At 66.2% G+C, this 24382-nt stretch carries 22 protein-coding genes and 3 tRNA genes; 21 read left to right on the top strand and 4 right to left on the bottom strand.

The genetic code is table 11. From position 1 onward, the window contains the following. Window positions 1-13: 13 nt before the first annotated feature. Genes MMG85_RS11820 through MMG85_RS11770 form a run of 11 tightly spaced genes read left to right on the top strand, consistent with a single transcriptional unit; the run spans window position 14 to window position 11238 of the window. A complete protein-coding gene (locus MMG85_RS11820) occupies window positions 14-763 on the top strand; it encodes a hypothetical protein (RefSeq protein ID WP_241046224.1) in 750 nt (249 codons plus the stop codon). After that, a complete protein-coding gene (locus MMG85_RS11815) occupies window positions 763-1212 on the top strand; it encodes a hypothetical protein (protein ID WP_241046223.1) in 450 nt (149 codons plus the stop codon). Before MMG85_RS11820 ends, MMG85_RS11815 begins: the two co-directional genes overlap by 1 nt. Beyond that, on the top strand, window positions 1209-1376 hold the full coding sequence (locus MMG85_RS11810; protein WP_241046222.1) for a hypothetical protein: 168 nt from the start codon (window positions 1209-1211) through the stop codon (window positions 1374-1376). The genes MMG85_RS11815 and MMG85_RS11810 overlap by 4 nt, the downstream gene beginning before the upstream one ends. Continuing rightward, window positions 1376-4024, top strand: a complete 2649-nt coding sequence (locus MMG85_RS11805) for a phage tail tape measure protein (RefSeq protein WP_241046221.1) — start codon at window positions 1376-1378, stop codon at window positions 4022-4024. Before MMG85_RS11810 ends, MMG85_RS11805 begins: the two co-directional genes overlap by 1 nt. Beyond that, window positions 4017-5204, top strand: a complete 1188-nt coding sequence (locus MMG85_RS11800) for a hypothetical protein (protein WP_241046220.1) — start codon at window positions 4017-4019, stop codon at window positions 5202-5204. Before MMG85_RS11805 ends, MMG85_RS11800 begins: the two co-directional genes overlap by 8 nt. Then, window positions 5194-6429 (top strand): phage BR0599 family protein, encoded by a 1236-nt coding sequence (locus tag MMG85_RS11795; RefSeq protein WP_241046219.1) that lies wholly within the window; start codon window positions 5194-5196, stop codon window positions 6427-6429. The genes MMG85_RS11800 and MMG85_RS11795 overlap by 11 nt, the downstream gene beginning before the upstream one ends. After that, window positions 6429-6848, top strand: coding sequence for a hypothetical protein (locus tag MMG85_RS11790; protein ID WP_241046218.1), 420 nt, complete (start codon window positions 6429-6431; stop codon window positions 6846-6848). Before MMG85_RS11795 ends, MMG85_RS11790 begins: the two co-directional genes overlap by 1 nt. After that, complete coding sequence (locus MMG85_RS11785) at window positions 6845-7087, top strand: hypothetical protein (protein WP_241046217.1); 243 nt, start codon at window positions 6845-6847, stop codon at window positions 7085-7087. The genes MMG85_RS11790 and MMG85_RS11785 overlap by 4 nt, the downstream gene beginning before the upstream one ends. Beyond that, the gene (locus MMG85_RS11780; protein ID WP_241046216.1) at window positions 7080-9695 is read left to right on the top strand and encodes a hypothetical protein; all 2616 of its coding nucleotides are present in this window, start codon (window positions 7080-7082) and stop codon (window positions 9693-9695) included. The genes MMG85_RS11785 and MMG85_RS11780 overlap by 8 nt, the downstream gene beginning before the upstream one ends. A 5-nt stretch (window positions 9696-9700) precedes the next feature. Continuing rightward, a complete protein-coding gene (locus MMG85_RS11775) occupies window positions 9701-10531 on the top strand; it encodes a hypothetical protein (RefSeq protein WP_241046215.1) in 831 nt (276 codons plus the stop codon). Further along, on the top strand, window positions 10528-11238 hold the full coding sequence (locus tag MMG85_RS11770) for a LamG domain-containing protein (protein ID WP_241046214.1): 711 nt from the start codon (window positions 10528-10530) through the stop codon (window positions 11236-11238). Before MMG85_RS11775 ends, MMG85_RS11770 begins: the two co-directional genes overlap by 4 nt. A gap of 10 nt (window positions 11239-11248) precedes the next feature. Here MMG85_RS11770 and MMG85_RS11765 read toward each other — a convergent pair whose 3' ends face one another. After that, window positions 11249-12190: an SOS response-associated peptidase family protein gene (locus MMG85_RS11765; RefSeq protein ID WP_241046213.1), complete on the bottom strand. Its 942-nt coding sequence runs from the start codon at window positions 12188-12190 to the stop codon at window positions 11249-11251. Window position 12191: 1 nt separating this feature from the next. Continuing rightward, window positions 12192-12404 (bottom strand): hypothetical protein, encoded by a 213-nt coding sequence (locus MMG85_RS11760; protein WP_241046212.1) that lies wholly within the window; start codon window positions 12402-12404, stop codon window positions 12192-12194. Between the two features lie 64 nt (window positions 12405-12468). Between MMG85_RS11760 and MMG85_RS11755 the strand changes: the two genes are divergently transcribed. The 10 genes from MMG85_RS11755 to MMG85_RS11710 all read left to right on the top strand — a co-directional run bounded on the left by MMG85_RS11755 (window position 12469) and on the right by MMG85_RS11710 (window position 22373). Next, window positions 12469-12768, top strand: coding sequence for a hypothetical protein (locus tag MMG85_RS11755; RefSeq protein WP_241046211.1), 300 nt, complete (start codon window positions 12469-12471; stop codon window positions 12766-12768). A 274-nt stretch (window positions 12769-13042) separates the two neighbouring features. After that, window positions 13043-13127: transfer RNA gene (locus MMG85_RS11750), tRNA-Leu, on the top strand. A 313-nt stretch (window positions 13128-13440) separates the two neighbouring features. Next, the gene (gene tig / locus MMG85_RS11745; RefSeq protein ID WP_241046290.1) at window positions 13441-14733 is read left to right on the top strand and encodes a trigger factor; all 1293 of its coding nucleotides are present in this window, start codon (window positions 13441-13443) and stop codon (window positions 14731-14733) included. A 76-nt stretch (window positions 14734-14809) separates the two neighbouring features. Then, window positions 14810-15436, top strand: coding sequence for an ATP-dependent Clp endopeptidase proteolytic subunit ClpP (gene clpP / locus MMG85_RS11740; protein WP_055941981.1), 627 nt, complete (start codon window positions 14810-14812; stop codon window positions 15434-15436). Between the two features lie 126 nt (window positions 15437-15562). Then, entirely contained in the window at window positions 15563-16846 is a 1284-nt protein-coding gene (gene clpX, locus MMG85_RS11735) for an ATP-dependent Clp protease ATP-binding subunit ClpX (RefSeq protein WP_055941984.1), read from the top strand. A gap of 183 nt (window positions 16847-17029) precedes the next feature. Beyond that, window positions 17030-19480, top strand: a complete 2451-nt coding sequence (gene lon, locus MMG85_RS11730; protein WP_345778851.1) for an endopeptidase La — start codon at window positions 17030-17032, stop codon at window positions 19478-19480. A gap of 184 nt (window positions 19481-19664) precedes the next feature. Next, window positions 19665-19970: an HU family DNA-binding protein gene (locus MMG85_RS18480; protein WP_268793387.1), complete on the top strand. Its 306-nt coding sequence runs from the start codon at window positions 19665-19667 to the stop codon at window positions 19968-19970. A 34-nt stretch (window positions 19971-20004) separates the two neighbouring features. Next, window positions 20005-20079: transfer RNA gene (locus MMG85_RS11720), tRNA-Val, on the top strand. Between the two features lie 84 nt (window positions 20080-20163). Beyond that, window positions 20164-20240: transfer RNA gene (locus MMG85_RS11715), tRNA-Asp, on the top strand. Window positions 20241-20396: 156 nt separating this feature from the next. Continuing rightward, window positions 20397-22373: a SurA N-terminal domain-containing protein gene (locus MMG85_RS11710; protein ID WP_241046210.1), complete on the top strand. Its 1977-nt coding sequence runs from the start codon at window positions 20397-20399 to the stop codon at window positions 22371-22373. A gap of 68 nt (window positions 22374-22441) precedes the next feature. Here the strand turns inward: MMG85_RS11710 and MMG85_RS11705 are convergent, their stop codons facing one another. Together MMG85_RS11705 and gloB are read right to left on the bottom strand one after the other, a co-directional pair. Continuing rightward, window positions 22442-23620, bottom strand: coding sequence for a lytic transglycosylase domain-containing protein (locus MMG85_RS11705; protein WP_241046209.1), 1179 nt, complete (start codon window positions 23618-23620; stop codon window positions 22442-22444). Beyond that, entirely contained in the window at window positions 23617-24381 is a 765-nt protein-coding gene (gloB, locus tag MMG85_RS11700) for a hydroxyacylglutathione hydrolase (protein WP_241046208.1), read from the bottom strand. The genes MMG85_RS11705 and gloB overlap by 4 nt, the downstream gene beginning before the upstream one ends. Window position 24382 lies beyond the last annotated feature (1 nt).

The raw sequence follows: 24382 nt of genomic DNA, 5'->3' as shown, positions 1-24382 counted from the left end.
GAGGTACGCAACAATGGAAGAGCCGGATTACAGCTACGTGGGCAGCGGCCATATCCTGATCAAGGAATTCGGCGCCGCCGCGCCGTTCCTGCCGATCGGCAACTGCTCGGTCTTCAACCTGGCCCCGCAGGTCAACACGCTGCAGCTGCAGGACTTCACCAACCCCGGTGGCGGCATCCGAAACCGCATCGACCGTGTCAACGACGTGCAGTTCAGCCTGACGTTCCACGACTTCAATGGCGAGAACTTCGCGCGGTTCCTCCGCGGTACCTCGACCAAGGTGGTGTCGGGCAACGCGAGCGCCGAGGCGGTGGTGGGCTACAAGGGTGGCTGGGTGCCGCTGGCCAAGATCGCCAAGACCATCACCTCGGTCGAGCCGGTGGGCGGCGGCACGCCGTACGACGCCGGCGATGACTACGTGCTCGACAACGGCGGCCTGTACATCCCGGCCACCAGCGCGATCACCGACCCGGTGGCCGGCGCGGCCAACTTCGAGGTGGACTACACCTACGACGCTCACACCGTCACCGAGGCCATGGTCAACGCGGCCAAGCAGTACACCATGGTGCTGTCCGGGCTGAACGAGGCGCGCAGCGGCAAGCCGGTGCGGGTGACCGCGCACAAGGTAAGCGGCGGCGTGCTGGCCACGTTGGGCCTGCTGGGCGAGGACTATGGCGCGGGTGAGGTCAGCGGTTCGCTGCTGTCGGATACGTCCAAGGGCGCCGGCCTGTCGAAGTTCTTCCAGGTCGTGGTGGTCGACTGATGTCGACGGACGGTCTCGACATCCTGGATCCGCAGTCCGGGGTGGCCCGGTTTCGGGGTGAGCAGCTGGAGGTCCAGCCGCTCACCCTTGTCCAGCTGCCGCGATTTTCTCGCCTCGTGCGGCCCGTGATCGCTGAGTTCCTGCAAGGGCGGCACCCAGCATGGCTGGAAGACGACACGGTGATGGTGCTGGAACTGCTGGAGCTGCACGGCGAGTCGATCATCGAGGCGGCAGCGATCGCAACCGGGCGCCCGGCCGAATTCATCGGCGGGAACCGCAATGCGGCCGAGTTGCTCGATCTCGCGCGCGTGATCGTCGAGGTGAACCGGGATTTTTTTATCCAGGCAATGAAGTCGGTGAAGTTCGCGCCAGGCCCGGCGCCGTCCCTGCCGGCAAGCGCGGATGGTCAGACGCCATCCAGCACCTTGTCGGCGCCGGCCATTCATTGACGGAGATCAAGGGCTACACCCTGGCGCAGTTCGCTGCCTTCTCAAAGGCGGCCAGCCGCGCCGAACGCCAACGGCGTCGTGATGAAGCGATCAACCTGCGGGCATCGCAGTACGAGCAGAGCGACTGGGCTCGCTACCTGAAGCAACTGGAGAGGGACGAGTAGTGGCCAACAACAGCGGCGCCAACCTGCGGGTCCGCATCTCGGCCGACCTTGCCGACATCAAGCAGGGGCTGGGTGTGCTGCGTGGCGAGCTGGCAAAGGTCAAGGCGGATGCGGCGAAGACGGCGCCGGATACCGCTGCCTGGTCGAGCGGCCTCGGCCAGGTCCGTCAGGAGCTGCTCAACATCGCTGGCGCCTACATCGGTATCCAGACCGTCTCGGGCGGCATTACGGCGCTGTTCGATGCCGTTGACCGAATGGACCGGATCGATGAGCTCTCGCAGATCACGGGCGTCGCATCGGAGTCGCTGTCCCGCCTGGCCTACGCCGCCAAGTTCGGCGCCGTCGACATCGAGCTGCTCGGCAAGGGCATCACTAAGCTGGGTAAGGACGTGGTCAGCGGCGGTGAGGTGCTGAAGAAGCTAGGAATCGAGCTCACCGACGCTGCTGGCAAGGCGCGAACCGCCGACCAGATCCTCTTGGATCTCGCCTCCGTCTTCGCCTCCCTGCCAGACAGCGTCGACAAGAATCGTCTCGCGGTGGAGCTTTTCGGTGAACGGCTGGGCCCCGGGCTCATTCCACTGCTCAACCTCGGACGCAGCGGCATTGAGGCGCTCGGCGAGGAGGCGGCGAAAACGGGCAACGAGTTCAGCAGCGCAGCCACTGCGGGCGCTGGCCAGTTCAACGACTCGCTGGACAAGCTCAAGTTCGTGGCCATGGGGCTCGCGAACGAGACCGCCCAGAATCTAATCCCTGCAGTGTCCGGTTATGCCAACGCTGCCGTCGATGCCGGGCAGGGCTCCGGCGCGGCGGCACAGGGTGGAGCAATCCTCGCCGGCGCGCTGAAAGGCGTGGCCGCTGTCGGCATCTTCGTCAAGAACGTTGTCGAGGCGGTCGTCACCGTGGTGGCATCGCTAGGCCACACTGCGGCCATCGTCGCGGAGACGGTGCAGAACACGCTGGGTCGCACGCTCGGTCTGGTCGCGGGCACGGCCAAGCGGCTGATGGAGGGCGGCAACCCGATCACGGTGCTCACCGATTTCTGGCGGCAGGGTGCGGCGGGGATCAAAGCGAGTGCTGCAGACTTTTCCGCGGTGCCGGGTCGCATTGCCAACGAGATGGCGACGGCGCGGGACCTGTTGAAGGAAGGCTATCAAGACGTCAAGCGAATCGGAGACCTCTTCGGTGCTGCAGGTGTGCAGGCCAATACTGCGGCGACGGACGCCAAGGAGGCGGCCGCCACGGTGACGCCGGCGTCAGAAGCGCTGCTGGCGACCATCCGCAAGATCCTCGGGGAGGATGGCGGGAAGAGTGGGGGGAGCAAGACCAAGGACAAGATCGACGAACTGACCGCCAGCACGGTGCTTCTGCAGGATGCTGTGAAGCGTGCGCAGGAGGCGCTCGATGCGCAGTTCGACGACAAGCAGATCGGCATCGCCGAGTATTACGCCAAGCGCGTGGATCTCCAGCAGCAGTTGATCGACTTGCAGTTGGAGCAGCTGCAGGGTGAGCTGGCGGTCACGAAGGAGCTGGGTAAACGCCGGCAGCTTGAAGAGCAGATCACCATCCTTCAGCGTGATCGTGCTGAGGTCGCCATCACGGCGGCGCGCGAGCAGAGGAAGGCCGAGGACGAGCTCAACAAGACAAAGCTGGAGGGCTATCGCGACCAGTTCTCCAACCTGACCGGTAGTCTCTCGGCGGCTGAAGGTTCGATCAGCGCCCAGATGGACGCTGGCACCCTGGGCTACGTCGAAGGCGAGCGCCGCCTGCAGGAGATCCGTTTCCAGACGCTGGAGCAGCTCCGTGCGTTGCGCGAGCAGCAGCTCGCCTACGTCGCCTCGCTGGCGCCCGGCGACCCGAACATGACCGCCGCCCGGGATGGGCTGCTCGGCATTGACACTGCGATTGCGAACGTTACGGCATCGATGCAGCAGCTGAAGCAGGGTGCGCAAGATGCGGGCGTCAGCGCACTCAACAACTTTTTCACCAACGTCCGTGACGGGGCACTCACAGCTGCCGAGAGCGTACGGCAACTGGTGGCCGACTTCGCCAAGGGCATTTACGACATGGCCGCACAGGCGGCGTCGAAGCGTTTGGCCAGCGCCATCGCCAATATGTTCAGCAGCGGGGAGGGGAATGCGGAGGACGCCTCACAGGGTGCTGCCAAGCTGTCCAGTGCGGCAGCCGCGACGACCATCGCCGGCGGTGTCATCTCTTACGGCGCAAATCAGCTGAGCAAGTCGGCCACGGAGCTTTCGGCCGCCGCCACGCTCCTGATGATCGCCAACTCGATGAGCAGCTACGGCGCCGCGCACAGCGGCGGTACTGTGGGCTCCCTGCGCCTGACCCGCAACAATATCAACCCGATGGTGTTCGGCGCCGCGCCGCGCTACCACGGCGGTGGCGTGGCCGGTCTGCAGCACGACGAGATCCCGGCGATCCTCAAGCGGGGCGAGATCGTGCGCACGCGCGAGCAGGAGAACGCACTGCAGGCGCGCATGAATGCGGGGCAGGGTGGAAGCGCCCAGCCCACGCGCGTGGTGGTGGTGTTCAGCGAAGACGAGCTGGCCAACGCGCTGGCCGGCGCCGCCGGCGAGAAGGTGGTGGTGGCCCATGCCCGCAACAACCTGGGGGCCATCAACGGTGCCTGATCCCGTTGCCTGGACCTTCGCCACGGGCGGCGACTACAGCGAGCAGTACGACTGGCTGACGGACGTACTGGCCGCTCCTACCGGTGGCACTCAGCATCGCCGGCTGCGCCAGTCGCCGCGCACGATGCTGGCGTTCAGCGCTCTTGAGTCCGGCGCCAACCGGCGCTGGATGGACGTGCTGCTGCGGGCCAACAGCGCAGGCGCATGGTGGGTGCCGGTGTCGATCGATGCGCGAGCGCTCGGGGTAGCCGCAGCCGCCAACGAGGACACGCTGGCCTTCGATGTGGCTGGCGCGCGGTTCGTCGAGGGTGGCCACGTGCTGGTGCTGGGCGCGGATCCGCGCCGCTTCGAGCTGCGCGAAGTGGTCGCCGTGGAGCCTGAGGGCCTGGTGTTGGCTGACGGGCTGGCCTTCGCCTGGCCGGCGGGCACGCACCTGTTGCCGGTGCGTCGCGCCCACCTGGCTGAGATGCCGTCCGTGGGCCGATTCACCGCGGACGACTCGGGACTGGTGCAGACGCGCTTCCGGCTGGACGAGCCTCTGGTCACGGAGCCGGCGTTCCCGGGTTCGCTGTACCGCGACTTCCCGGTGTTCGACTTCCTGTCGCCTGCCTGGACCTCGGACCCGATGTGGGTGCCGGAGCGCATGCTGGACCCGGTCGACTTCGAGATTGCGCCGCCGGTCGTCGTGGATGTGGCGGGCGTGGCGCTCGGCAAGACCACGATGCAGTACGCACCAGACAGCGCGCAGGCGATCGCCACGTTCCGTGCCGCACTCTTCGCCTTGGCCGGGCGCTGGAGCCCGGCGTGGGTGCCCAGCTGGGCGCACGACCTGCGCATCTCGGCCAACGTCAGCGCAGGCGCCACGTCGCTGGACGTGGCCGGGCCGCTGCTCTCGACCAGCGCGGGCGCCATCGCGCCGAATCACCGCGACATCCGCATCGAGCTGTTCGACGGCACGGTGTACTACCGGCGGATCACGGGGGTCGCCACGCCCAGTGCGACCGTCGACCGGCTGGCGCTGGGCAGCGCGCTGCCGGCGGCATTCACCGTGGCGCAGGTCAAGATGATCAGCTTCCTGACGCTCAGCGTGCAGGACACCGACACCAACCTGCTTCGCTTCATGGGCCCGGATGTGGCCCAGTGCGAGCTGGTTTGGCGGGAGCTCGACCATGGCCTTTGACCTGTTCGAGCTGGGCCGCTTCACCGGCCGGCCCGTGCACCTGTTCGTGTTCCGCCGGCAGGGCCTGACCTGGCGCTACTGGGCGGGCGACGAGGATCGGGAGTTTGGAGGCCACCTTTACCGGGGCGCCCAGATCCAGCGCAGCGAGATCAAGCAGACGACCGAACGCGCAAAGGATCGGATCAAGATCACCATGGCGTACGTCCGCGCGCCCGATGCGCTGGAGTATCCGAGTACGCAAGAGCTGGGCGACAACTGGTTCCCGTACGTGCCGACCGACACGATGTCGGTGATGTGCCTGGCAACGCACATCGGCGACGTTGATCCGCCTGCTATCGAGTGGCAGGGCGTGGTCACCCAGCCCAAGTTCACCGACACGGAACTGGAGCTCACCTGCGAGCCTGACAACGGCGTCGATCGCGCTCGCAACCAGGGCGCGAAGTGGCAGCGCGGCTGCTGGAAGACGGTCTACTCCACCGGGCCACGCGGCTGCAACCTCAATCCTGCGGCGCACACGGTGCAGGGCACGATCGAGCGGCTGGAACAGACCAGCAGCGATACGCCGCCGCAGGCGCATGTGGTCGTGCCGGAGCTGATCTCCCATCTCACCGCGCTGGTCGGCAGGACGGCAAGGTGGACGGACGGCGGCGGTATCGAGCGCACGTCGACGATTCTGGCCGCCTACTTCGCCTACGAATGGAGGCGCGTTTTTGTAGGGCTCGGCGTGCACGTCACGGAGGGCTTCAGCTGGGAAGATGGCACCACGCTGACTGACCAACTGTCGAGTCCGATCGAGCGCATCACCTACACGAAGCGCCCGGCACTTGTCCTTGCCGATGCCACCGGCTTGGCGGAGGACAGCGCGATCGAGGTGGATTTTCCGGCAACGGGCATCACCGCCGCACTGACCGACGTCGACGGCTTGCTGATGACGGCGCCCGAGTTCGCTGATTCTATCTTCACCCTGGCAGGCGGCTACCTGACCTACACGACCGCCAGCGGCCTGGTGATCCGCCGGCCGATCGTGTCTCACGGCATCGGTAGTGAAACGCTCCAGCTCGCACCAGGTGGGCCGAATCCAGAGATCGATGACCTGGTGACTGTCCTGCCTGGTTGCCCGCGCACGTGGGCCGCATGCGCCGCGCGCGGCAACACGCCGCACTATGGCGGCGCCATCTACAAGCCGGGTAAGAACCCCAAAGAGGACAGCATGTCATGGGGCTGATGCAGCAACTTCGCCGGCTCCACTACGTCTGGTCGTGGCGCGCGCGCTACTGGTGGTTGGATACCCGCGGCGGAGAGATCGCCCACCTGGTCGTGTTCGCGTTCGCGGTGCTGGTGTGCATCCTGCAACTGATCAAGATGGCGGTGGCCGCGATCATCCCGCCGCCGCCGGGTGAGCCGGTCAAGGCCATTTACTGGTGGGTCGTGCAGCTGATCATCATGATCGTCGCGGCGGTGATCAGCTACGCGATGCGCCCGAAGCCGCAGGCACCGCAGCCGCAGGCCGCTGACGCGCCTACCGTCGAAGACGGCCTGGCCGTGAAGCACCACTTCGGCACCTGCTGGGTGACCGATGAGTTTCTGCTCGCATGGCGGCTGATGGGCACCGTGGCGATCAAGACAAAGGGTGGCAAGAAGTGATCGTCACCCGCACCCATCTGTTCACGATCCCCGGCTTCAGCAAGCGCAACGGCTTTTGCCGCAGCAAGTCTGCAGATTGGTTCCGTTCCCACGGGCTGGATTGGCGAAGCTTCATCAAGCACGGCATCGAGGCCGATGTGCTGGAAGCGACAGGCGATGGGTTGGCGATCGCGCTGGTGAAGTGGGCCCGCCAGTGCGAGGCGATGAAGAACGCGGACGGAGACTCCACCGGTGGGTAAGAGCAAGAAGACGACCGTCGGCTACTGGTACAAGCCCGCCTACCACGCGGGCTTGGGGCTGACGGCGGACGCGTTCCTGGAATTCCGCGGCGGCGACAAGACCGCCTGGATGGGCCAGCTCACAGAGAGCGGCACCATCAGCATCAACGCGCCGAACCTGTGGGGCGGCGAGAAAGATCAGGGCGGCATCGTGGGGGATGTCGAGGTGCTGTTCGGCGAGCCAGACCAGCAGGTCAATGCTTACCTCGCGTCAGCGTTTGGACCCCAGCAGTCAGCGTGGCGCGGGCTCACGACGCTGGTGTTCAAGGGCGGCAAGTACGGCGCGATGAACCCCTATCCGCAGAAGGCCAGCTACAAGATCCGGCGAATCTTGAAGGGCTGGGATGAGGAGTGCTGGTACCCCGAGAAGGCGGCAATCCCGTTCAACTCGCTGGATGTCCCCTATGACGGCATGTGGGCCTACAAGGTTGAGCTGCCTGGCAGCACCGCCGACTATTCCTCGCCTACCTACGACCATTCGGACTGGCCGGTGGACCGTGGTGGCTTCGGCTCGTATGTGCCTGCAGGAAGTGGCTTGGCGCGTAACACCGTCGTCAGCGGTGGGCTCGGCCGCACCATCTGGATTCGCCGCGAAGTCAATTTTGTCGGTGCGACTACGATCGACGTCTACCACGATGATGGCGCATGGCTGTGGATCGACGGAGAGCCGATCGCACTCACGTCCATCAACTACTTCCATTCCCGGGCAGAGGTCATGTTCACCGGGGCGTCTGTGGTGGCGCTGAAGGTAACCGACGGCGTGCCGGAGGGCAGCAACAACATCTTCGCCGGCATGGTGTTTACTGGCTTGTCGCAGGACAAGCTGGCCATGAACCCGGCCCACATCCTGTTCTACTCACGCACCCAGGCAGACATGGGGCGCGAGCCGATCGAGAGCTTGAACGACGCCAGCTTCCGGGCGGCCGCCGACTGGTTCCACGAGCAAGGCTTCGGCCTCTGCACCGCCTATGACCCCAGCGCGGAGAGCGTGGAAGAGTTCGAGCAGCGCATCCAGCGCGTGGCGGGTTGCGCCATGACGCGCAGTCTGATCGACGGCCAGTGGTACTTGGATATCGCCAACGGCATCTACGACCTGGAGAGCCTGCCGGTCCTGACGGACGACGACGTGCTGGAGTTTGAAGAGCAGCCCACGCTGCTCGACAGCGCCGTCAACAGCGTCTCGGTGAAGTACTTCGACCCGGAGAAGAAGGAAGCCATCGTCACGCCGCCAGTGCAGTCGCCGGCATTGATCACCGAGTTCGGCACGAACCATCTGACCATCGAGTTCCTGGAGATCCCGACGGCGGGCCTCGCTGCCCGTGTCGCGCAGCGCGAGTTGATGGCCAGGGCGAACGCACTACGCGGATTTCCGCTGAAGACCACGCGTAAGCCGTACGCCTGGCGTCCGGGCACCTACTTCCGCCTGCAGCTGCAGAAGCGGCGCATCGCCGATATGGTCTGCATCTTCAGCGAGAAGAGCAGCGGCCAGCTGCGCAGCGGCGCGATGTCGATCACCGCGCTGCAGGATGTCTACAGCCTGCCCGAGACGGCTTTCATTGAGGTCGAGGACGGCGTCGACACCAACCCGAGCCAGACACCGCTGCCTATCGTCCAGCAGCGCGCATTCGAGGCACCTTACATCGAGGTTGCAGCCGCACTGTCGCGCGCGGATCTGGAGGTGCTGCCGGCGGAGACTGGCTACCTGCTGACGGTCGCTGCTGATCCCGCCACCAGCCGCAACTACACCGTGATGGTGGATACGGGCACCGGGTACGAGGAAGGCGCTCAGGGCGACTGGACCGCCGCGGCCGTGGTTGTCGAGGCATCGGGCTACGAGGATGAGCTGTTCACGCTGTCCAACCGCTACCGGCTGGACGAGGTGGAGATCGGCATGGCCGCCCTGTGGGGCAGCGAGATCGTGCGTGTGGACGAGCTGAACTCGATCACGGGCGCGGTCAAGTTCGGCCGCGGCTGCTCCGACACGGTCCCGGTCAAACACGCCGCCGGCGAGCGCGTCTGGTTCTTCCAAGTCGGCGCCGCCGGCGACGTCACGGAATACGTCGACGGCGAAACCATCTTCGTGAAGCTGCTGACCAACACAGGCACGCAGCAGCTGGCGATCGGGCTCGCCACCGCAATGGAGGTCGAGTTCTCCGGGCGTGCGGCGCGCCCGTACCCGCCGGGCCAGTTCCGCATCAATGGCCTGCTCGAGGTCGACGCGGTGATCGGCGAGGTCACCGTTACCGGCGTCCACCGTGATCGCGTGCAGCAGGCTGACCAGCTCGTCGACGTCAGTATGGCGGCCGTGGGTCCGGAACCCGGCACCACCTACACCGTGCGCTACTTCATCAATGGCGTGCTGGAACACACCGATGCCGGTCTCCTCGTACCTGAATCGACCCACACGCCGGTCGGCGCCGGCTTGGCGCGCGTGGAAATGGAGGCCGTTCGAGACGGCCTAAGCAGCTATCAGATGCACGTTCGCGAGTTCTCGATCGGTTCACCGCTCCAGATGGAGTCGGGTGCGCTGATCACGATGGAGAACGGCGAACCCATCCTTATGGAGTGATTGAAATGGCACGACTTTCTGAACTTCCGCCGCCGGCGATGCCGCTGAGCGGACTTGAGCTGATTCCGGTCCTGCAGGGCGGCGGCCTAGATGGCAACGTCGGCATGCCGATCCTGTCGATCGGCGCGCCCTTCGGCGGCCAGGTGCTCGTGATGCGTGCGCCTGTGCTGGCGGATATGACCGCCACCGCCGACGCCGATCCGGGTGCAGGCAAGGTGCGGTGGAATCACGCCACGCCGACCTCGGCGACGCAGATCTTCATCGACGACGTGGACGAAGCCGCGGAGGACCTGGCCGCTGCGCTGGCGGCGCTACAGCCCGGTGGTTTCCTGTACTTCCAGGGCCGCGAGGAAGAGGACCGCGACAACTGGCAGAAGTGGCAGGTCACCAGCGTGACCGATGCAAGCGGGTACACCAAGGTGAGCTGCAGTCTGCAGCTTAGCAACGGCGCATTCGCCGACGGTGACGAACTGGAGATGGTGCTGCAGCAGCCGCCGCCGTCGCCCGGCGTCGATCGCAACATCGTGACAGCCGCAGTGCCAAGCGCGGGCGTGGTGCCGATCGACTGCGCCCTGGGCGATTACCACACCTTGGCGCCCACCGCGGCCGTCACCGGCTGGAGCTTCACGAACGTGCCGCCGGCCTGTTCCATCCTGGTGAAGTTCACTCAGCATTCGACGCCGGTCACGGTGGCATGGCCCGCGTCCTTCCGATGGGCCGCCGGTACGGACGGGGTCGTATCGACCGGATCTGGTGCGATCGACATGCTGGCGCTCACGACGTTCGACGGCGGCGCCACTTGGCTGGCCACCCTTGCTAACGGTTTCGCGCCGTGACGGGTGCCGTCGGCCACCGCGGTCTGCTCCTTAGGGGCGCAGCAAGCGACCCACACTTTGCCTCTGTCACCTCACTCCTGCATTTCGACGGTACGGATGGGGCGACCGTCTTCACCGACGTCAAGGGACGAGTATGGACGGCGCAGAATAGTGCGCGCATAGAAACCGACTACTCCAAATTTGGCGGCGCATCGGGATGGTTTGAAAACACCCCCAGCATCGGATCGGAGAACGGCTCCCGCATCAGCACCCCCGACCATGCCGACCTTCGATTCGGTACGGGCGACTGGACCGTGGAGGGGTGGTTCCGTCCGCAGACGCCGGTCGTGGGGTTCGGTGCATTCTTCCGCAAGGGTCAGAACACGACGGATGGGCTTCAGCTTGCAGTGATGCCTGGGCAGCTGAACCTGCGTGCGAACGGCACCACGGACACCACCGTGGGCGTGTCGCTCAGCACCTCGGACTTCTCGCATGTTGCCTTCGTTCGTGACGGCGGAACCGTTCGCTTTTTTGTCAACGGCACGCAGGTGGGCAGCGCGTCGCGTTCCTTCAATCACACCAGCACTGACCCGTTGCTGCTGGGTTCCGTGACCGGTGACGCGCGCTACGCCTACAAGGGCATGATGGATGACCTGCGCATCACCAAGGGCGTAGCCAGGTACACGGCGAACTTTCCGCCGCCGACGGCTCCGTTTCCGAACAGCTAATCGGACTACGCTAAGCCACCTTCGCCACTTGGTGCTCGTAGTGGGGGTGCTGCTTGTCGTCGAAGATCTCGTAGAGCGCCTGCAGGTTGCTGGGGTCCGGGTTCAGCCAGGCCTCGACGTGTTCGGGCTTGATGTTGATGATCGTGCGGTCATGGCCAGCGGCCGCGACCTCGGGCTCCGGCTCGTCCGTGATGGCAGCGAAGCAGGGCAGGTCGGGCTCGATGCCGGCGGGGTCGGTCCAGTTGGCCCACAGGCAGGCCACCAGCATGGGCTCGCCCGTCTTGGGGCGGAACTTGATGCGCTGGCTACCGCCGCCAGGCTTGTCGACGTTCTCCCAGAACTCCTCGATCACCATCAGACCGTGCGTGTAGCCGAACTGCCGGCGCCAGTACCGCGCCAGGTTGTCCCGGCGGGCGTTGTAGGTGCCGCTCATCTCGCCCTTGCGGGTGAAGTCGCTCGACGCCGGCGTGCCGGGTTGCCGCAGCTGGTAGCGCATGGGGCGCACCACGTAGTCGTCGCCATCCCGGACGATGACGGGAACCCACCACTGCGGGAAGAACTGCCAGTCGCGCCCCTTCAGCTCGGTCCGGTGCAGGTCGGCGATCCAGCCCTTGAGCTGTTCGATCTTGTTGGTGGCGATCCGGACATGCTCGCTGGCGGCCTTGGTGACCTTTGTCTGCAGCTTCCGCTCGTTGTCCGCCTTGCGCTTGGCCTGCTTGAACGCCTCGGCTTGCCAGGCGGCCTCGTCTTCTGCGAAGCGTGCGTGCAGTGCCGCGCTGACATCGGGCGGCAGCCGTGGACCGACGGTATCGATGACGCCCTTGGGGATCTTCTCCCGCTCGAGCCCATTCTCGCGCAGCCACAGGCGGGCGAATGCCGCCAGGTCCATGACCGGCACCTGTTGCCGGAGGAACTTGCTGTAGTCGGACTTGATCTGGGCGGAGTAGCACATGTCAGCGCTCCGGCAGGTCCACGGGTCCGATGCCCAGCAGGTCCACGAAGGCTGTCAGGCGGGTGTACACCTCGTCCTGCATGTCCTCGGGCGCCTCCTGGTGCACCTGCGCCCACAGCGTCTCGACGAACTCCTCGGGGTTGCTCCCGACCTGGCCGTCCCGGATCTGGGTCTCCGCCTCCGCGAGGCGGCCCATCACTTCGTTTCTGTCCATGGGCCTGACTATACCGTCGCCTCCGTCTCAGGCTGTGTGACGATAGGCGGGGTAGGATTTCGACATGAACGACGACGCCTTCAGCTGGACCTGGCTCGGCGCCGACGTCGGCGGCCGCGAGGTGGTCTACCAGCTCGGCACGAGCGGGGTCGCCCGCCTGATCGACCGGCTCGATGGTACATGGTTCGCCCGCCTCGACACCCACCTTCCCGCTGTCTACCGGATCCGCGACTGCACCAGTTACGAGGCCGGCCGCCGCGGTGTCGAGCTCTGGGCCGCCCGCCACGAGGCGCGGCTTCGCCGAGAGGTCTACGCCCAGCACGCCGCATGGATGGCCCGCCAGACCTGGCGGCCGACCGTGTGACCATTCTGGGTATGTCCATGCCCAGAATGGGTGTGACAGGACTACGCGCGCCTCCGTAATAAAGGGTGGGCGACGTCCCAATGGCGGGCGTTCCACGGCCGTGGTACCGTAATGATCGCGGGCTTAACTGCTTGAAAAACTTGGTGAGCGCGGGGGACTCTTAATCAATAGGTCCAAGGTTCGAATCCTTGACAGCCCACCAAAGCAGAAAGCGCCCGGTCACCCCGGGCGCTTTTTTCTTGCCGGCGCCGCGGCCGGTACAATGCGGCGAATCGCGAAAGTGGCGGAATTGGTAGACGCACTGGATTTAGGTTCCAGCGGGTAACCCCGTGAGGGTTCGAGTCCCTCCTTTCGCACCAGGCCCCGGCGAGCGCCGGATGGCACGGACATGAGCGCGCCATGGCGCGCCCGGCGGGCGAAGCGCCAGCCGTCATGGGGCTGCGACCGTTGGATGGTCCACCGTGACTGGGCCGGCGGTTTCCACACTTTTTGAGTCCCGCTGCCGATGAAGGGGGGCCGGAACGCCCGTGCTCCGGGCTCCACCGCTGGCAGCCCGCTCCGGAATCGGCCAAACTAGCAAGTTCCGCCGGGAGGGGCCTTGCGCCCACGTCCCAGGCGTCCCGGATTATCAACATCGCCCCGGCTGTGCCGTGGCCGCAGGAGTCAGTGAGTATGCAAGTTTCGGTCGAATCGGTCGGCAACCTCGAGCGCCGCATGAGCTTCAGCCTGCCGGCGGAGCGTCTGGACACCCATATCGGCGGCCGCCTGCGCGAGCTGTCGCGTACCGCGCGCATCAAGGGCTTCCGTCCGGGCAAGGTGCCGGCGAAGGTCATCGAGCAGCGCTACGGCGACCAGGTGCGTGCCGAGGCCCTCGACGGCCTGCTGCGCGAGACCTTCAACAACGCCGTGCGCGAGCAGGAACTGCAACTGGCCGGCAACCCGCGCATCGAGAAACAGGGCGAGGGCGAGCTCGACTTCGTCGCCACCTTCGAAGTGGTGCCGGACTTCGGCGACATCGACGTGGCCAAGCTGAACGTGGTGCGCAACACCGCCGAAGTGACCGACGCCGACATCGACCAGATGATCGACAACCTGCGCATGCAGCGTCGTACGTTCCAGGCCGTCGAGCGCGGCGCGAAGGACGGCGATCGCGTGGGCCTGGAGACCTGGTCGCAGGCCGGCGACGAGCGCATGCCGGCCGAGGGCGTCGAGAAGGGTGCCACCCTGATCGGCTCGGGCGTGATGTTCGGCGAGATCGAGCAGGCGCTCGTGGGCCTGGCCAAGGGGGACGAGAAGACCGTGTCGGTCACGTTCCCGGCCGACTGGCGCGTGCCGCAGCTGGCGGGCCGGCAGGTCGACGTGCACGTCAAGGTCACCGACGTGGCCGAGTCGGTGCTGCCGGACGTGGATCGCGAGTTCATCCGCAGCTTCGGCGTGAAGAGCGGCGACGCCGAGCAGTTCCGCGCCGACATCCGCAGCAACCTCGAGCGCGAGCTGAAGGGTGCGCTGATGACCCGCCTGCGCCGTGAAGTCGGCGAGCAGCTGATCGCCGCCTATGCGCATGTGGAAATGCCGCCGCGCCTGGTCGAGAACGAGGCGCGGGTGATGGTGCAGCAGGCCGCCGAGCAGGCCCGCCGCCAGGGCCAGCAGGTGCAGATCCCCGACAACGCCCACGAAGGCTTCACGGATGCCGCCCGCAAGCGCGTCCTGGTCGGCCTGCTGGTAGGCGAGGTGGCCCGCCGCAACCAGCTCCGCCTGGACCCGAAGCGCCTGAACGAGACGCTGCGCCTGATCGCCTCGACCTACGAAGAGCCGGAGCAGGTCATTGAGTTGTACCGCAACGACCCCCAGTTGATGAACAGTCTGCAGGGTCGTGTGATGGAGGAGCAGGTGATCGACTGGATCGCCGAGCGCGCCCAGCACACCGAGCAGGCGCTTTCCTTCCAGGAAGCCATCCGCAACTGATCCGGGCGCACGCCCGGGCAGAGGGTCCGGCTATCCTAGGCCGGACCTTCCCACGAACGACAGGCGCGATAACCCAATGAGCATCCGAACCCAAGCCCTCAACCTGGTGCCGATGGTGGTCGAACAGACCAGCCGCGGCGAGCGCGCCTACGACATCTATTCCCGCCTGCTGAAGGAACGTGTGATCTTCCTGGTCGGCGGCGTGGACGACCACGTGGCCAATGTGATCGTGGCGCAGATGCTCTTCCTGGAAGCGGAAAACCCGGAGAAGGACATCAGCCTGTACATCAACTCGCCCGGTGGCGTGGTGACGGCCGGCATGGCGATCTACGACACCATGCAGTACATCAAGCCGGACGTCAGCACGATCTGCGTGGGCCAGGCGGCCAGCATGGGCGCGCTGCTGCTGGCGGCGGGCGCGAAGGGCAAGCGGTATGCGCTGCCCAACTCGCGCGTGATGATCCACCAGCCGCTGGGCGGCTTCCAGGGCCAGGCGACGGATATCGACATCCACGCCCGCGAGATCCTCACGCTGCGTGCCAAGCTGAATGCCATCCTCTCCCACCACACCGGGCAGTCGCTGGAAACCATCGAGCGCGACACCGAGCGCGACAACTTCAAGAGCGCGGCGGATTCGCAGGCCTACGGCCTGGTCGACCAGGTGCTCGAGCGCCGTCCGGAAGACACCATCCAGTCGGCCTGATCCCCGGATTGCCGGTTTTCAGGCACAAATCCCCCTGTTCACCGTCCCGGCCGACAAGCCGGGACCGTGTGCTATTCTCCGACCGCGAGCCCTTCCGGGCAGGTTGAGCGACCGAGTAATACCAGCATGAGCGAAGATCGTCAGGGCCGTTCCGGCGACAGCACCAAAATCCTGTACTGCTCGTTCTGCGGGAAGAGCCAGCATGAGGTGCGTAAGCTGATCGCGGGTCCCAGCGTGTTCATCTGCGATGAATGCGTGGAGCTGTGTAACGACATCATCCGCGAAGAGCTGGAAGAGAAGGCGCAGTCCGCCCGCAGCCACCTGCCCAAGCCGCGCGAGATCCTCGAGGTCCTGGACCAGTACGTGATCGGCCAGAACCGCGCCAAGCGCACGCTGGCGGTGGCGGTCTATAACCATTACAAGCGCATCGAGAGCCGCAGCAAGAACGACGAGGTCGAACTGGCCAAGTCCAACATCCTGCTGGCCGGTCCGACCGGTTCGGGCAAGACGCTGCTGGCCGAAACGCTGGCGCGCCTGCTCAACGTGCCGTTCACCATCGCCGACGCCACCACGCTGACCGAAGCCGGCTACGTGGGCGAGGACGTCGAGAACATCATCCAGAAGCTGCTGCAGAAGTGCGACTACGATGTCGACAAGGCGCAGCAGGGCATCGTCTACATCGACGAGATCGACAAGATCTCGCGCAAGAGCGAAAACCCGTCGATCACCCGCGACGTGTCCGGCGAAGGCGTGCAGCAGGCGCTGCTCAAGCTGATCGAAGGCACCGTGGCCAGCGTGCCGCCGCAGGGCGGGCGCAAGCATCCGCAGCAGGAATTCCTGCAGGTCGACACCAAGAACATCCTGTTCATCTGCGGCGGTGCGTTCGCCGGCCTGGACAAGATCATCCAGCAGCGCAGCACCGAAGCCGGCGGCATCGGTTTCGGCGCCAAGGTGAAGAGCTCCGAGAAGAAGTCGGAAGTCGGCAAGGTGCTGTCGGAAGTCGAGCCGGAAGACCTGATCAAGTTCGGCCTGATCCCCGAGTTCGTCGGCCGCCTGCCGGTGGTCGCCACGCTGGAAGAGCTGGACGAGACCGCGCTGGTCAAGATCCTGACCGAGCCCAAGAACGCCATCACCAAGCAGTTCAAGAAGCTGTTCGAGATGGAAGGCGTGGAGATCGAGTTCCGTCCCGATGCGCTGGCGGCGATCGCCCGCAAGGCGCTGAAGCGCAAGACCGGCGCGCGCGGCCTGCGCACCATCGTCGAGTCGGTGCTGCTGGACACGATGTACGAACTGCCGTCGCTGGAGAACGTCAGCAAGGTGGTCGTGGACGAGTCGGTGATCGAGCACAAGTCCGAGCCGTACCTGATCTACCAGAATCCGCCGGCGCAGAAGGTCGCATCGGCCGAGTGATCCGACCGGGATCCTCTCCTCTGACAGGCGCCCATGTGGCGCCTGTTCAGTTTCTGGAGCTCTGCCGCAAGTGGCCGGTTCCCTTGGGGTTTTGGCGACGCTCTTGCATCCCTCGGGCGATGGCCCCATAACGGGCCCATTGGTGCCTGCGCACCCCTGCATTCCGCACTTGCTGGAGCCCCCATGCCCCGCCGTCCCCAGACTGAAATCCTCGACCTGCCGGTCCTGCCGCTACGCGACGTGGTGGTGTTCCCGCACATGGTCATCCCGCTGTTCGTCGGTCGCGACAAGTCCATGCGTGCGCTGGAGCAGGCGATGGAAGCCGACAAGCGCATCATCCTGCTGGCGCAGAAGTCCGCCGAAACCGACGACCCCGCAGCCGCGGACCTGTACAGCGTCGGCACGCTCGCGCAGGTGCTGCAGTTGCTGAAGCTGCCGGATGGCACGATCAAGGTCCTGGTCGAGGGCACGGCGCGCGTGAGCGTGTCGAACGTGACCGAGCGCGACGGATCGCTGTACGGGCAGGGCGAGGAGATCGATTCCACCGACGCGCGCGAGCCGCGCGAGATCGAGGCCGTCGCGCGTTCGTTGATGAGCCTGTTCGAGCAGTACGTGAAGACCAACCGCAAGCTGCCGCCGGAACTGCTGCAGACGCTGGCCGGCATCGACGAGCCCAGCCGCCTGGCCGACACCATCGCCGCGCACCTGGGCGTGCGCCTGAGCGACAAGCAGCGGCTGCTGGAGACGGTCGAAGTCGGCGAACGGCTGGAACTGCTGGTCGGTTTCGTCGACGGCGAGATCGACGTTCAGCAGTTGGAGAAGCGCATCCGCGGCCGCGTGAAGTCGCAGATGGAGAAGAGCCAGCGCGAGTACTACCTCAACGAGCAGATGAAGGCCATCCAGAAGGAACTGGGCGAGCTGGACGAGGCGCCCAACGAACTGGAAGAGCTGGCGCGCAAGATCGCGGCTGCCGGCATGCCCAAGCCCGTCGAGACCAAGGCGCGCAACGAGCTCAACAAGCTCAAGCAGATGTCGCCGATGTCGGCCGAGGCCGCAGTGGTGCGCAACTACCTGGACTGGCTGCTCGGCGTGCCCTGGAACAAGCGCAGCAAGGTGCGCAAGGACCTCAAGGTCGCGCAGGACACGCTGGACGCCGACCACTACGGCCTGGAGAAGGTGAAGGAGCGTATCCTGGAATACCTCGCCGTGCAGTCGCGGGTGAAGAAGTTGCGCGGACCGATCCTGTGTCTGGTCGGTCCGCCGGGCGTCGGCAAGACCTCGCTGGGCCAGAGCATCGCCAAGGCGACCAACCGCAAGTTCGTGCGCATGTCGCTGGGCGGCGTGCGCGACGAGGCGGAGATCCGCGGACATCGACGCACCTACGTCGGGTCGATGCCGGGCCGCATCGTGCAGAACCTCAACAAGACCGGCAGCAAGAATCCGCTGTTCGTGCTGGACGAGATCGACAAGATGTCGATGGACTTCCGCGGCGACCCGTCGTCCGCCTTGCTGGAAGTGCTGGATCCCGAACAGAACAGCGCTTTCAACGACCACTATCTGGAAGTGGACCTGGACCTGTCCGAGGTGATGTTCGTCGCGACCTCCAATTCGCTCAACATCCCGGGCCCGCTGCTGGACCGCATGGAAGTGATCCGCATCCCCGGCTATACCGAGGACGAGAAGGTCAACATCGCGCAGCGCTACCTGGTGCCGAAGCAGCTGAAGGCGAACGGCCTGAAGGCGGACGAGCTGAAGATCGCCGAGAACGCGATCCGCGACCTGGTCCGCTATTACACGCGCGAATCCGGCGTGCGCAACCTGGAGCGCGAAGTCGCCAAGATCTGCCGCAAGGTGGTCAAGGAAATCGCCCTCGCCGGCCCGAAGCCCGCGCGCAAGAAAGCGACTGCGATGCAGGTCAGCTCGAAGAACCTGGAGAAGTACGCCGGGGTGCGTCGTTACGACTTCGGTCGTGCCGAAGAGCAGAACGAGATCGGCCTGGTCACCGGTCTGGCGTGGACGGAAGTCGGCGGCGACCTGCTGCAGATCGAAGTCGCGCTGGTACCGGGCAAGGGCGGCATGCTGCTGACCGGCCAGCTCGGCGACGTGATGAAGGAATCCGGTTCCGCCGCGTTGTCGGTGGTGCGCAGTCGCGCGGCCAGCCTGGGCGTGGACACGGAGTTCCTGCAGAAGCACGACGTGCACCTGCACGTGCCCGATGGCGCCACGCCGAAGGATGGACCGAGCGCAGGCATCGCGATGGCGACCGCACTCGTGTCCGCACTCACCCGCAATCCGGTGCGCGCCGATGTCGCGATGACGGGCGAGATCACCTTGCGTGGCCGCGTCACCGCGATCGGCGGCCTCAAGGAGAAGCTGCTGGCGGCGCTGCGCGGCGGCATCACCACGGTGATCATTCCCGACGAGAACAAGAAGGACCTGGCCGACATTCCCGCCAATGTCACCGAGGGCATGAAGATCGTGCCGGTGAAGTGGATCGACGAGGTGCTCGACCTGGCGCTGGAGCGACCGCTGGCGCCCGTGCCCGCCGACGGCGGCGATGGTGGCGAACGCGTGGTGCCGGCGACCAAGAAGGAGCGCGGCAAGGGCTCCCAGCAACCCGGCGTGAAGCATTGAAGAAGATGCTCGGCGATGCCTGTCATCGCCCTGAAACCCGCGTCATTACTGGGTTTTCGGCTTGCGTGGCATTTTTCGCACTGGTATAACGACGTCACCCGCATGCACGAGGCAGTGCCTCGATGCGCGTGGACATCACGACCGGTTCCGATCAGGCGAGCGAAGCCAGAGGTGCCGGTCACTCATTCCGCGGTTGTGCCGCACAGGGAGTTACTCAATGAACAAAACCGAATTGATCGATGCCGTCGCCGACGAAGCTGAAGTGTCCAAGGCCGAAGCTGGCCGTGCCGTCGACGCCGTCATCTCCAGCATCACCAAGGCCCTCAAGAAGGGCGACAGCGTGACGTTGGTCGGCTTCGGTACCTTCCAGGTCCGCAAGCGTGCCGCTCGCACGGGTCGCAACCCGAAGACCGGCGATACCATCAAGATCAAGGCCTCCAAGAACCCCGCGTTCAAGGCTGGCAAAGCCCTGAAGGATGCCGTAAACTAATCGACTCGCTGCCGATGGCAGGGTGCGATCACCCGGGTGCTTAGCTCAGCGGTAGAGCGTCTCCCTTACACGGAGAGGGTCGGGGGTTCGAAACCCTCAGCACCCACCACATCGGGGCGATGCAAGATTAAAAAAATTGTCGGATGGTCTAGCGGAAATCGCTGAAATCGTCTTACAATGTTCGTCTCAGCGCGGAGTGGTAGTTCAGTCGGTTAGAATGCTGGCCTGTCACGCCGGAGGTCGCGGGTTCGAGTCCCGTCCACTCCGCCATTTCACCCAAAAAGCCCGCGAAAGCGGGCTTTTTGCTGTCCGTGTTCCGCCGGGCGCCCGAAGATGTGCGGTATCCAGGGAGCCGCCGGGCGGCGAGACGCCGCTGCCCTGGCACGCTAAACTGCGCGGCTGAAAGAATTCGGGTCCCGTGCGCACATGCTGCAGAAACTCCGCGACAAAACCACCGGCTGGGTCGCCAGCCTGATCCTGGGTCTGCTGATCATTCCGTTCGCCTTCGTCGGCGTGAACGAATACGTGACCGGCGGCACCGCCAGTGACGTGGCGCTCGTCGAGGCGCCGCCGACATGGTGGGAATCCGCGCCGCAGTGGTGGCCGGTATCCACCTTGTGGCAGCGCGAGGAGGTCACGCAGGATGATTTCCGCACGGCCTTCGAGCAGGCGCGCCAGCAGCAGCGCCAGGCGCTGGGCGATGCGTTCGATCCGCGCGAGTTCGAGAGCGTCGACAACAAGCGCAAGGTGCTGGAGCAGCTGATCGACCAGAAGGTGCTGGCGCTGGGTGCGAAGCGCGCGGGCATCGTGGTGGGCGACGCCGCCGTGCAGAAGATGATCGCGAGCGAGCCGGCGTTCCAGGTCGATGGCAAGTTCAGTCCCGAGCAGTACCAGCTGTTGCTGGCGTCGCAGGTGCCGGCGGTCTCGCCGCTGCAGTTCGAGGAACAGCAGCGCGAGCGCCTGCGCATGATGCTGCTGCCGCAGGCGATCAGCGATTCCGACTTCGTCACCGAGGGTGAGCAGGCCCGCATGTGGAAGCTGCTGGGCGAGACGCGCGACATCGGTATCGCGCTGCTGCCGCCCGTGGCCGAGGACACGGCGTCGGTCACCGATGCGCAGATCAAGGCCTGGTACGACAGCCACAAGAACGACTTCAAGCAGCCCGAACAGGTCTCGCTGGAGTACGTGGAGATCAACGGCGCCACGTTGCCGGTCACGGCGACGGCCGACGAGGCCGCATTGCAGAAGCGCTACGAGGCGGAAAAGTCGCGCTTCATGTCGCCGGAGCAGCGCGTGGTCGCGCACATCCTGATCGCAGCGGACGCGAGCGCCGATGCCGCCACGCAGAAGAAGGCCGAAGACAAGGCCGCCGCGCTGGCCAAGCAGGCGCGCGAAGGCGCCGACTTCGCCGCGCTGGCGCGTGCCAACTCCGAGGATCCGGGATCGAAGGATGCCGGTGGCGAACTGCCGCCGTTCGCGAAGGACGGCTCGATGGTCAAGCCCTTCGAGGACGCCGCGTTCGCGATGCAGGCCGGCGAGATCCGCGGCCCGGTCAAGAGCGACTTCGGCTACCACGTGTTGCAGCTGAAGCAGATCAATCCCGGCACCGGTCGCAGCTTCGAGGAAGTGCGCGGCGAACTGGCGGCCGAAGAGGCCAACGGCGAGCGCGAGCGTGCGTACAACGAGCTGGCCGGTCGCGTGGTCAATGAAACCCTGAAGAACCCCACCGCGCTGGCACCGGCGGCGGAAGTCACCGGCCTGCCGGTGCAGAAGGTCGGTCCGTTCTCGCGCGACCAGCCGCAGGGCATCGCGACGGTGCCGGCGGTGTTGCGTGCGGCGTTCTCCGACACGCTGGTGCAGGACGGCACGATCAGCGATCCGATCGAAATCGCGCCCAGCCACAGCGTCGTCATCCGCGTCGCCCAGCACACGCCCGAGCAGGCGCTGCCGCTGGACAAGGCGCGTGATGCCGTCGTGCAGGCCATCCGCACGGACCGTCAGGAGAAGGCCGCCCAGGCCGCCGCGGACGCGCTGGTCGCCCGCGTGCAGAAGGGCGAGTCGCTGGCGACGGTCGCCGCTGCCGACGGCCTGCGTTTCAACGAACTGCCGGGCCTGCGCCGCGGCATGCCGATGCCGACGGCCGAAGCGAACGAAGCCATCTTCGCCGCGGGTCGTCCGGCGGAGGGCAAGGTCGTCGCCGGCAAGGTGGCGCTGGGCGACGGCGCCTATGCGATCTTCACCGTCGACAAGGTGACCGACGGTGCCATCGCGGACATGCCGCCGGAAGAGCGCGCGAGCATGCAGCAGCAGCTGGTGCAGCTCAATGGCGGCATCGCGACGCAGGCCTACGTGGATGCGCTGCGCAAGCGCTTCAAGGTGAAGGTCTTTGAAGAGCGGCTCTGAGCCGCGCAGCAGGTTCCCACCGAATCCCGCCGCCAGGCGGGATTCTTTTTTCCATCGTGCGAAACGGCTCAGTCCGTGCTGCTGTCCAGCTTCAGCACCATGCCGGGACGCAGGACGGCGTCGGCTTCCAGGCCGTTCACCTGCAGCAGGCGCGCGGGTGTGATGCCGTAGCGGCGGGCGATGGTCCAGGCGGAGTCGCCACGCCTGACGGTGTGCGTGCGGGTGTCGTGGGACGTGCCGGCGGACGTCGATGCCAGTGCGGCGTCGGGTGTCGATGAGGGCGGTGCGTCTGCCGCGATGTCGTCCACGCCTGCCGTCGTCGGCGCCAGCAGCCGGATCGGCTTGCTGCCCCGGCTGAAGCGGCCGGCCAGGGCGGGATTGAGGCGCTTGAGCAGTGCCACCGGCTGCTGCTGTTGCCTGGCCCAGGCATCGAGGGTCGCATCACCGGGCAGGACGTGCGCCGCCAGGCGCGGCACCGGCCGATCCATCTGCCTGAGCCAGGCATCGCGATCGTCGGCCTGCTGAAAGATGCACGCCAGCGCGTGCAGCTTCTCGACGTAGGCGTAGGTGATGCCGGACAGCCCCGGCAGCTCCGCCGGGCGCGCATTGCGTGCGTTCATGCCGGCACGGCGCATGGACTGCAGCAGGCGGTATTCGCCGGCGTTGTAGGCCATCACCGCCAGGCGCCAGTCGCCCCCGAACATGCCATGCAGCGTCTTCAGGTAGCGGATGGCGGCCTGGGTGGAATCCACCGGCGACAGCCGGCCGTCGTAGCCCTCGCGCATCGGCACGCCCTGGTTGCGCGCGGTGATGCCGATGAACTGCCACAGCCCGGCCGGCCCCTGCGGATTGCGTGCGCCCGGCTTGTAGCCGCTTTCCACGAACGGAATCAGTGCGTACTCGGTGGGCAGGTGCGCCTCGCGCAGCGCATCGACCACGTAACCGAACAGCGGCAGCAGGTCGTCCTCGGCGCGTGCCAGTTGCCCGGGCGCATGGCTGAAGTGCTTCTTCCAGCGTCCGTTGGTGGCCTGACTATCGCACTCCGGATCGGCCAGTCCGTCGCGGAAGCGCTGGTAGATCTCCAGCCCGCTGCGCTGATGGCTGGCCGGCACGCTGGCCGGATCCAGCGGTGGCGCGGCCGGTGCGGCCTGGGTCTCGGCGGGTGGGTCGGTGGCGAGTGCCGCGTGCGGCATCCAAGCCATGCCTGCGGCCAGCAGCGCGAGATACAGGGGGCGAGGTGGATTCATGCGCGGAAATCGTTCTTCCATTGCCGCAGGGTCGCGAACGTCTCCACCCGGTCGGCGGGAGGGCGGCCCAGGCGGTGGGACACCGCGGCGCGGATGGCGTCGGTGTCCACCCGCAGGAACGGATTGGTCGCGAGCTCGCTGGCGAGCGTCACGGGGAGGGTGGGGCGACCGGCCTGGCGCATCACGCGGGCGTCCTGCAGGCGCTCGCGCAGCGCCGGATTGTGCGGATCCACGGCGCTGGCGAACGCGCCATTGGCCAGGGTGTACTCATGGCCGCAGCAGACCAGCGACGCCGCCGGCAGCGCCGCCAGGCGTTCCAGCGAGGCCAGCATCTGCGGCGGTGTGCCCTCGAACAGGCGCCCGCAGCCGAGGCTGAACAAGGTGTCGCCGCAGAAAAGGTGCGGTGGGCCGTCGGTGCCACCGCCGTGGAAGGCGATGTGGCTGCGCGTATGCCCGGGCACGCCCAGCACCGACAGCTGCCAGTGCTTCACCCGCACCACATCGCCATCGCCCACGCGCTCGGTGGCGTCGGGGATGCGTTCGTCCCCGGGTGCGAACACGGGCAGCGTCGGCCAGCGGGCGCGCAGGGCGGCGACGCCGCCGGCATGATCGGGGTGGTGGTGGGTCACCAGCACCGCCGCCGGCCACAGGCCGCTGCCGGTGGCCGCCAGCACCGGGGCCGCATCGCCGGGATCGATCACCAGCGCGTCGCCTTCGTCGTCGACCAGCGCCCAGATGTAGTTGTCCTCGAAGGCGGGCAGG

It is taken from the genome of Pseudoxanthomonas sp. LH2527 (assembly GCF_022539275.1).
In the GTDB taxonomy this organism is placed as follows: domain Bacteria; phylum Pseudomonadota; class Gammaproteobacteria; order Xanthomonadales; family Xanthomonadaceae; genus Pseudoxanthomonas_A.
This window is presented reverse-complemented; position numbering and strand designations above follow the sequence as displayed.

What these genes read in the sequence shown, in the direction of transcription:
- MMG85_RS11820 (WP_241046224.1), top strand. Translation starts at nt 14, where the DNA reads ATGGAAGAGCCGGATTACAGCTACGTGGGCAGCGGCCATATCCTGATC.
- MMG85_RS11815 (WP_241046223.1), top strand. Translation starts at nt 763, where the DNA reads ATGTCGACGGACGGTCTCGACATCCTGGATCCGCAGTCCGGGGTGGCC.
- MMG85_RS11795 (WP_241046219.1), top strand. Translation starts at nt 5,194, where the DNA reads ATGGCCTTTGACCTGTTCGAGCTGGGCCGCTTCACCGGCCGGCCCGTG.
- MMG85_RS11790 (WP_241046218.1), top strand. Translation starts at nt 6,429, where the DNA reads ATGCAGCAACTTCGCCGGCTCCACTACGTCTGGTCGTGGCGCGCGCGC.
- MMG85_RS11775 (WP_241046215.1), top strand. Translation starts at nt 9,701, where the DNA reads ATGGCACGACTTTCTGAACTTCCGCCGCCGGCGATGCCGCTGAGCGGA.
- MMG85_RS11765 (WP_241046213.1), bottom strand. Translation starts at nt 12,190, where the DNA reads ATGTGCTACTCCGCCCAGATCAAGTCCGACTACAGCAAGTTCCTCCGG.
- MMG85_RS11760 (WP_241046212.1), bottom strand. Translation starts at nt 12,404, where the DNA reads ATGGACAGAAACGAAGTGATGGGCCGCCTCGCGGAGGCGGAGACCCAG.
- MMG85_RS11755 (WP_241046211.1), top strand. Translation starts at nt 12,469, where the DNA reads ATGAACGACGACGCCTTCAGCTGGACCTGGCTCGGCGCCGACGTCGGC.
- tig (WP_241046290.1), top strand. Translation starts at nt 13,441, where the DNA reads ATGCAAGTTTCGGTCGAATCGGTCGGCAACCTCGAGCGCCGCATGAGC.
- clpP (WP_055941981.1), top strand. Translation starts at nt 14,810, where the DNA reads ATGAGCATCCGAACCCAAGCCCTCAACCTGGTGCCGATGGTGGTCGAA.
- clpX (WP_055941984.1), top strand. Translation starts at nt 15,563, where the DNA reads ATGAGCGAAGATCGTCAGGGCCGTTCCGGCGACAGCACCAAAATCCTG.
- lon (WP_345778851.1), top strand. Translation starts at nt 17,030, where the DNA reads ATGCCCCGCCGTCCCCAGACTGAAATCCTCGACCTGCCGGTCCTGCCG.
- MMG85_RS11710 (WP_241046210.1), top strand. Translation starts at nt 20,397, where the DNA reads ATGCTGCAGAAACTCCGCGACAAAACCACCGGCTGGGTCGCCAGCCTG.
- MMG85_RS11705 (WP_241046209.1), bottom strand. Translation starts at nt 23,620, where the DNA reads ATGAATCCACCTCGCCCCCTGTATCTCGCGCTGCTGGCCGCAGGCATG.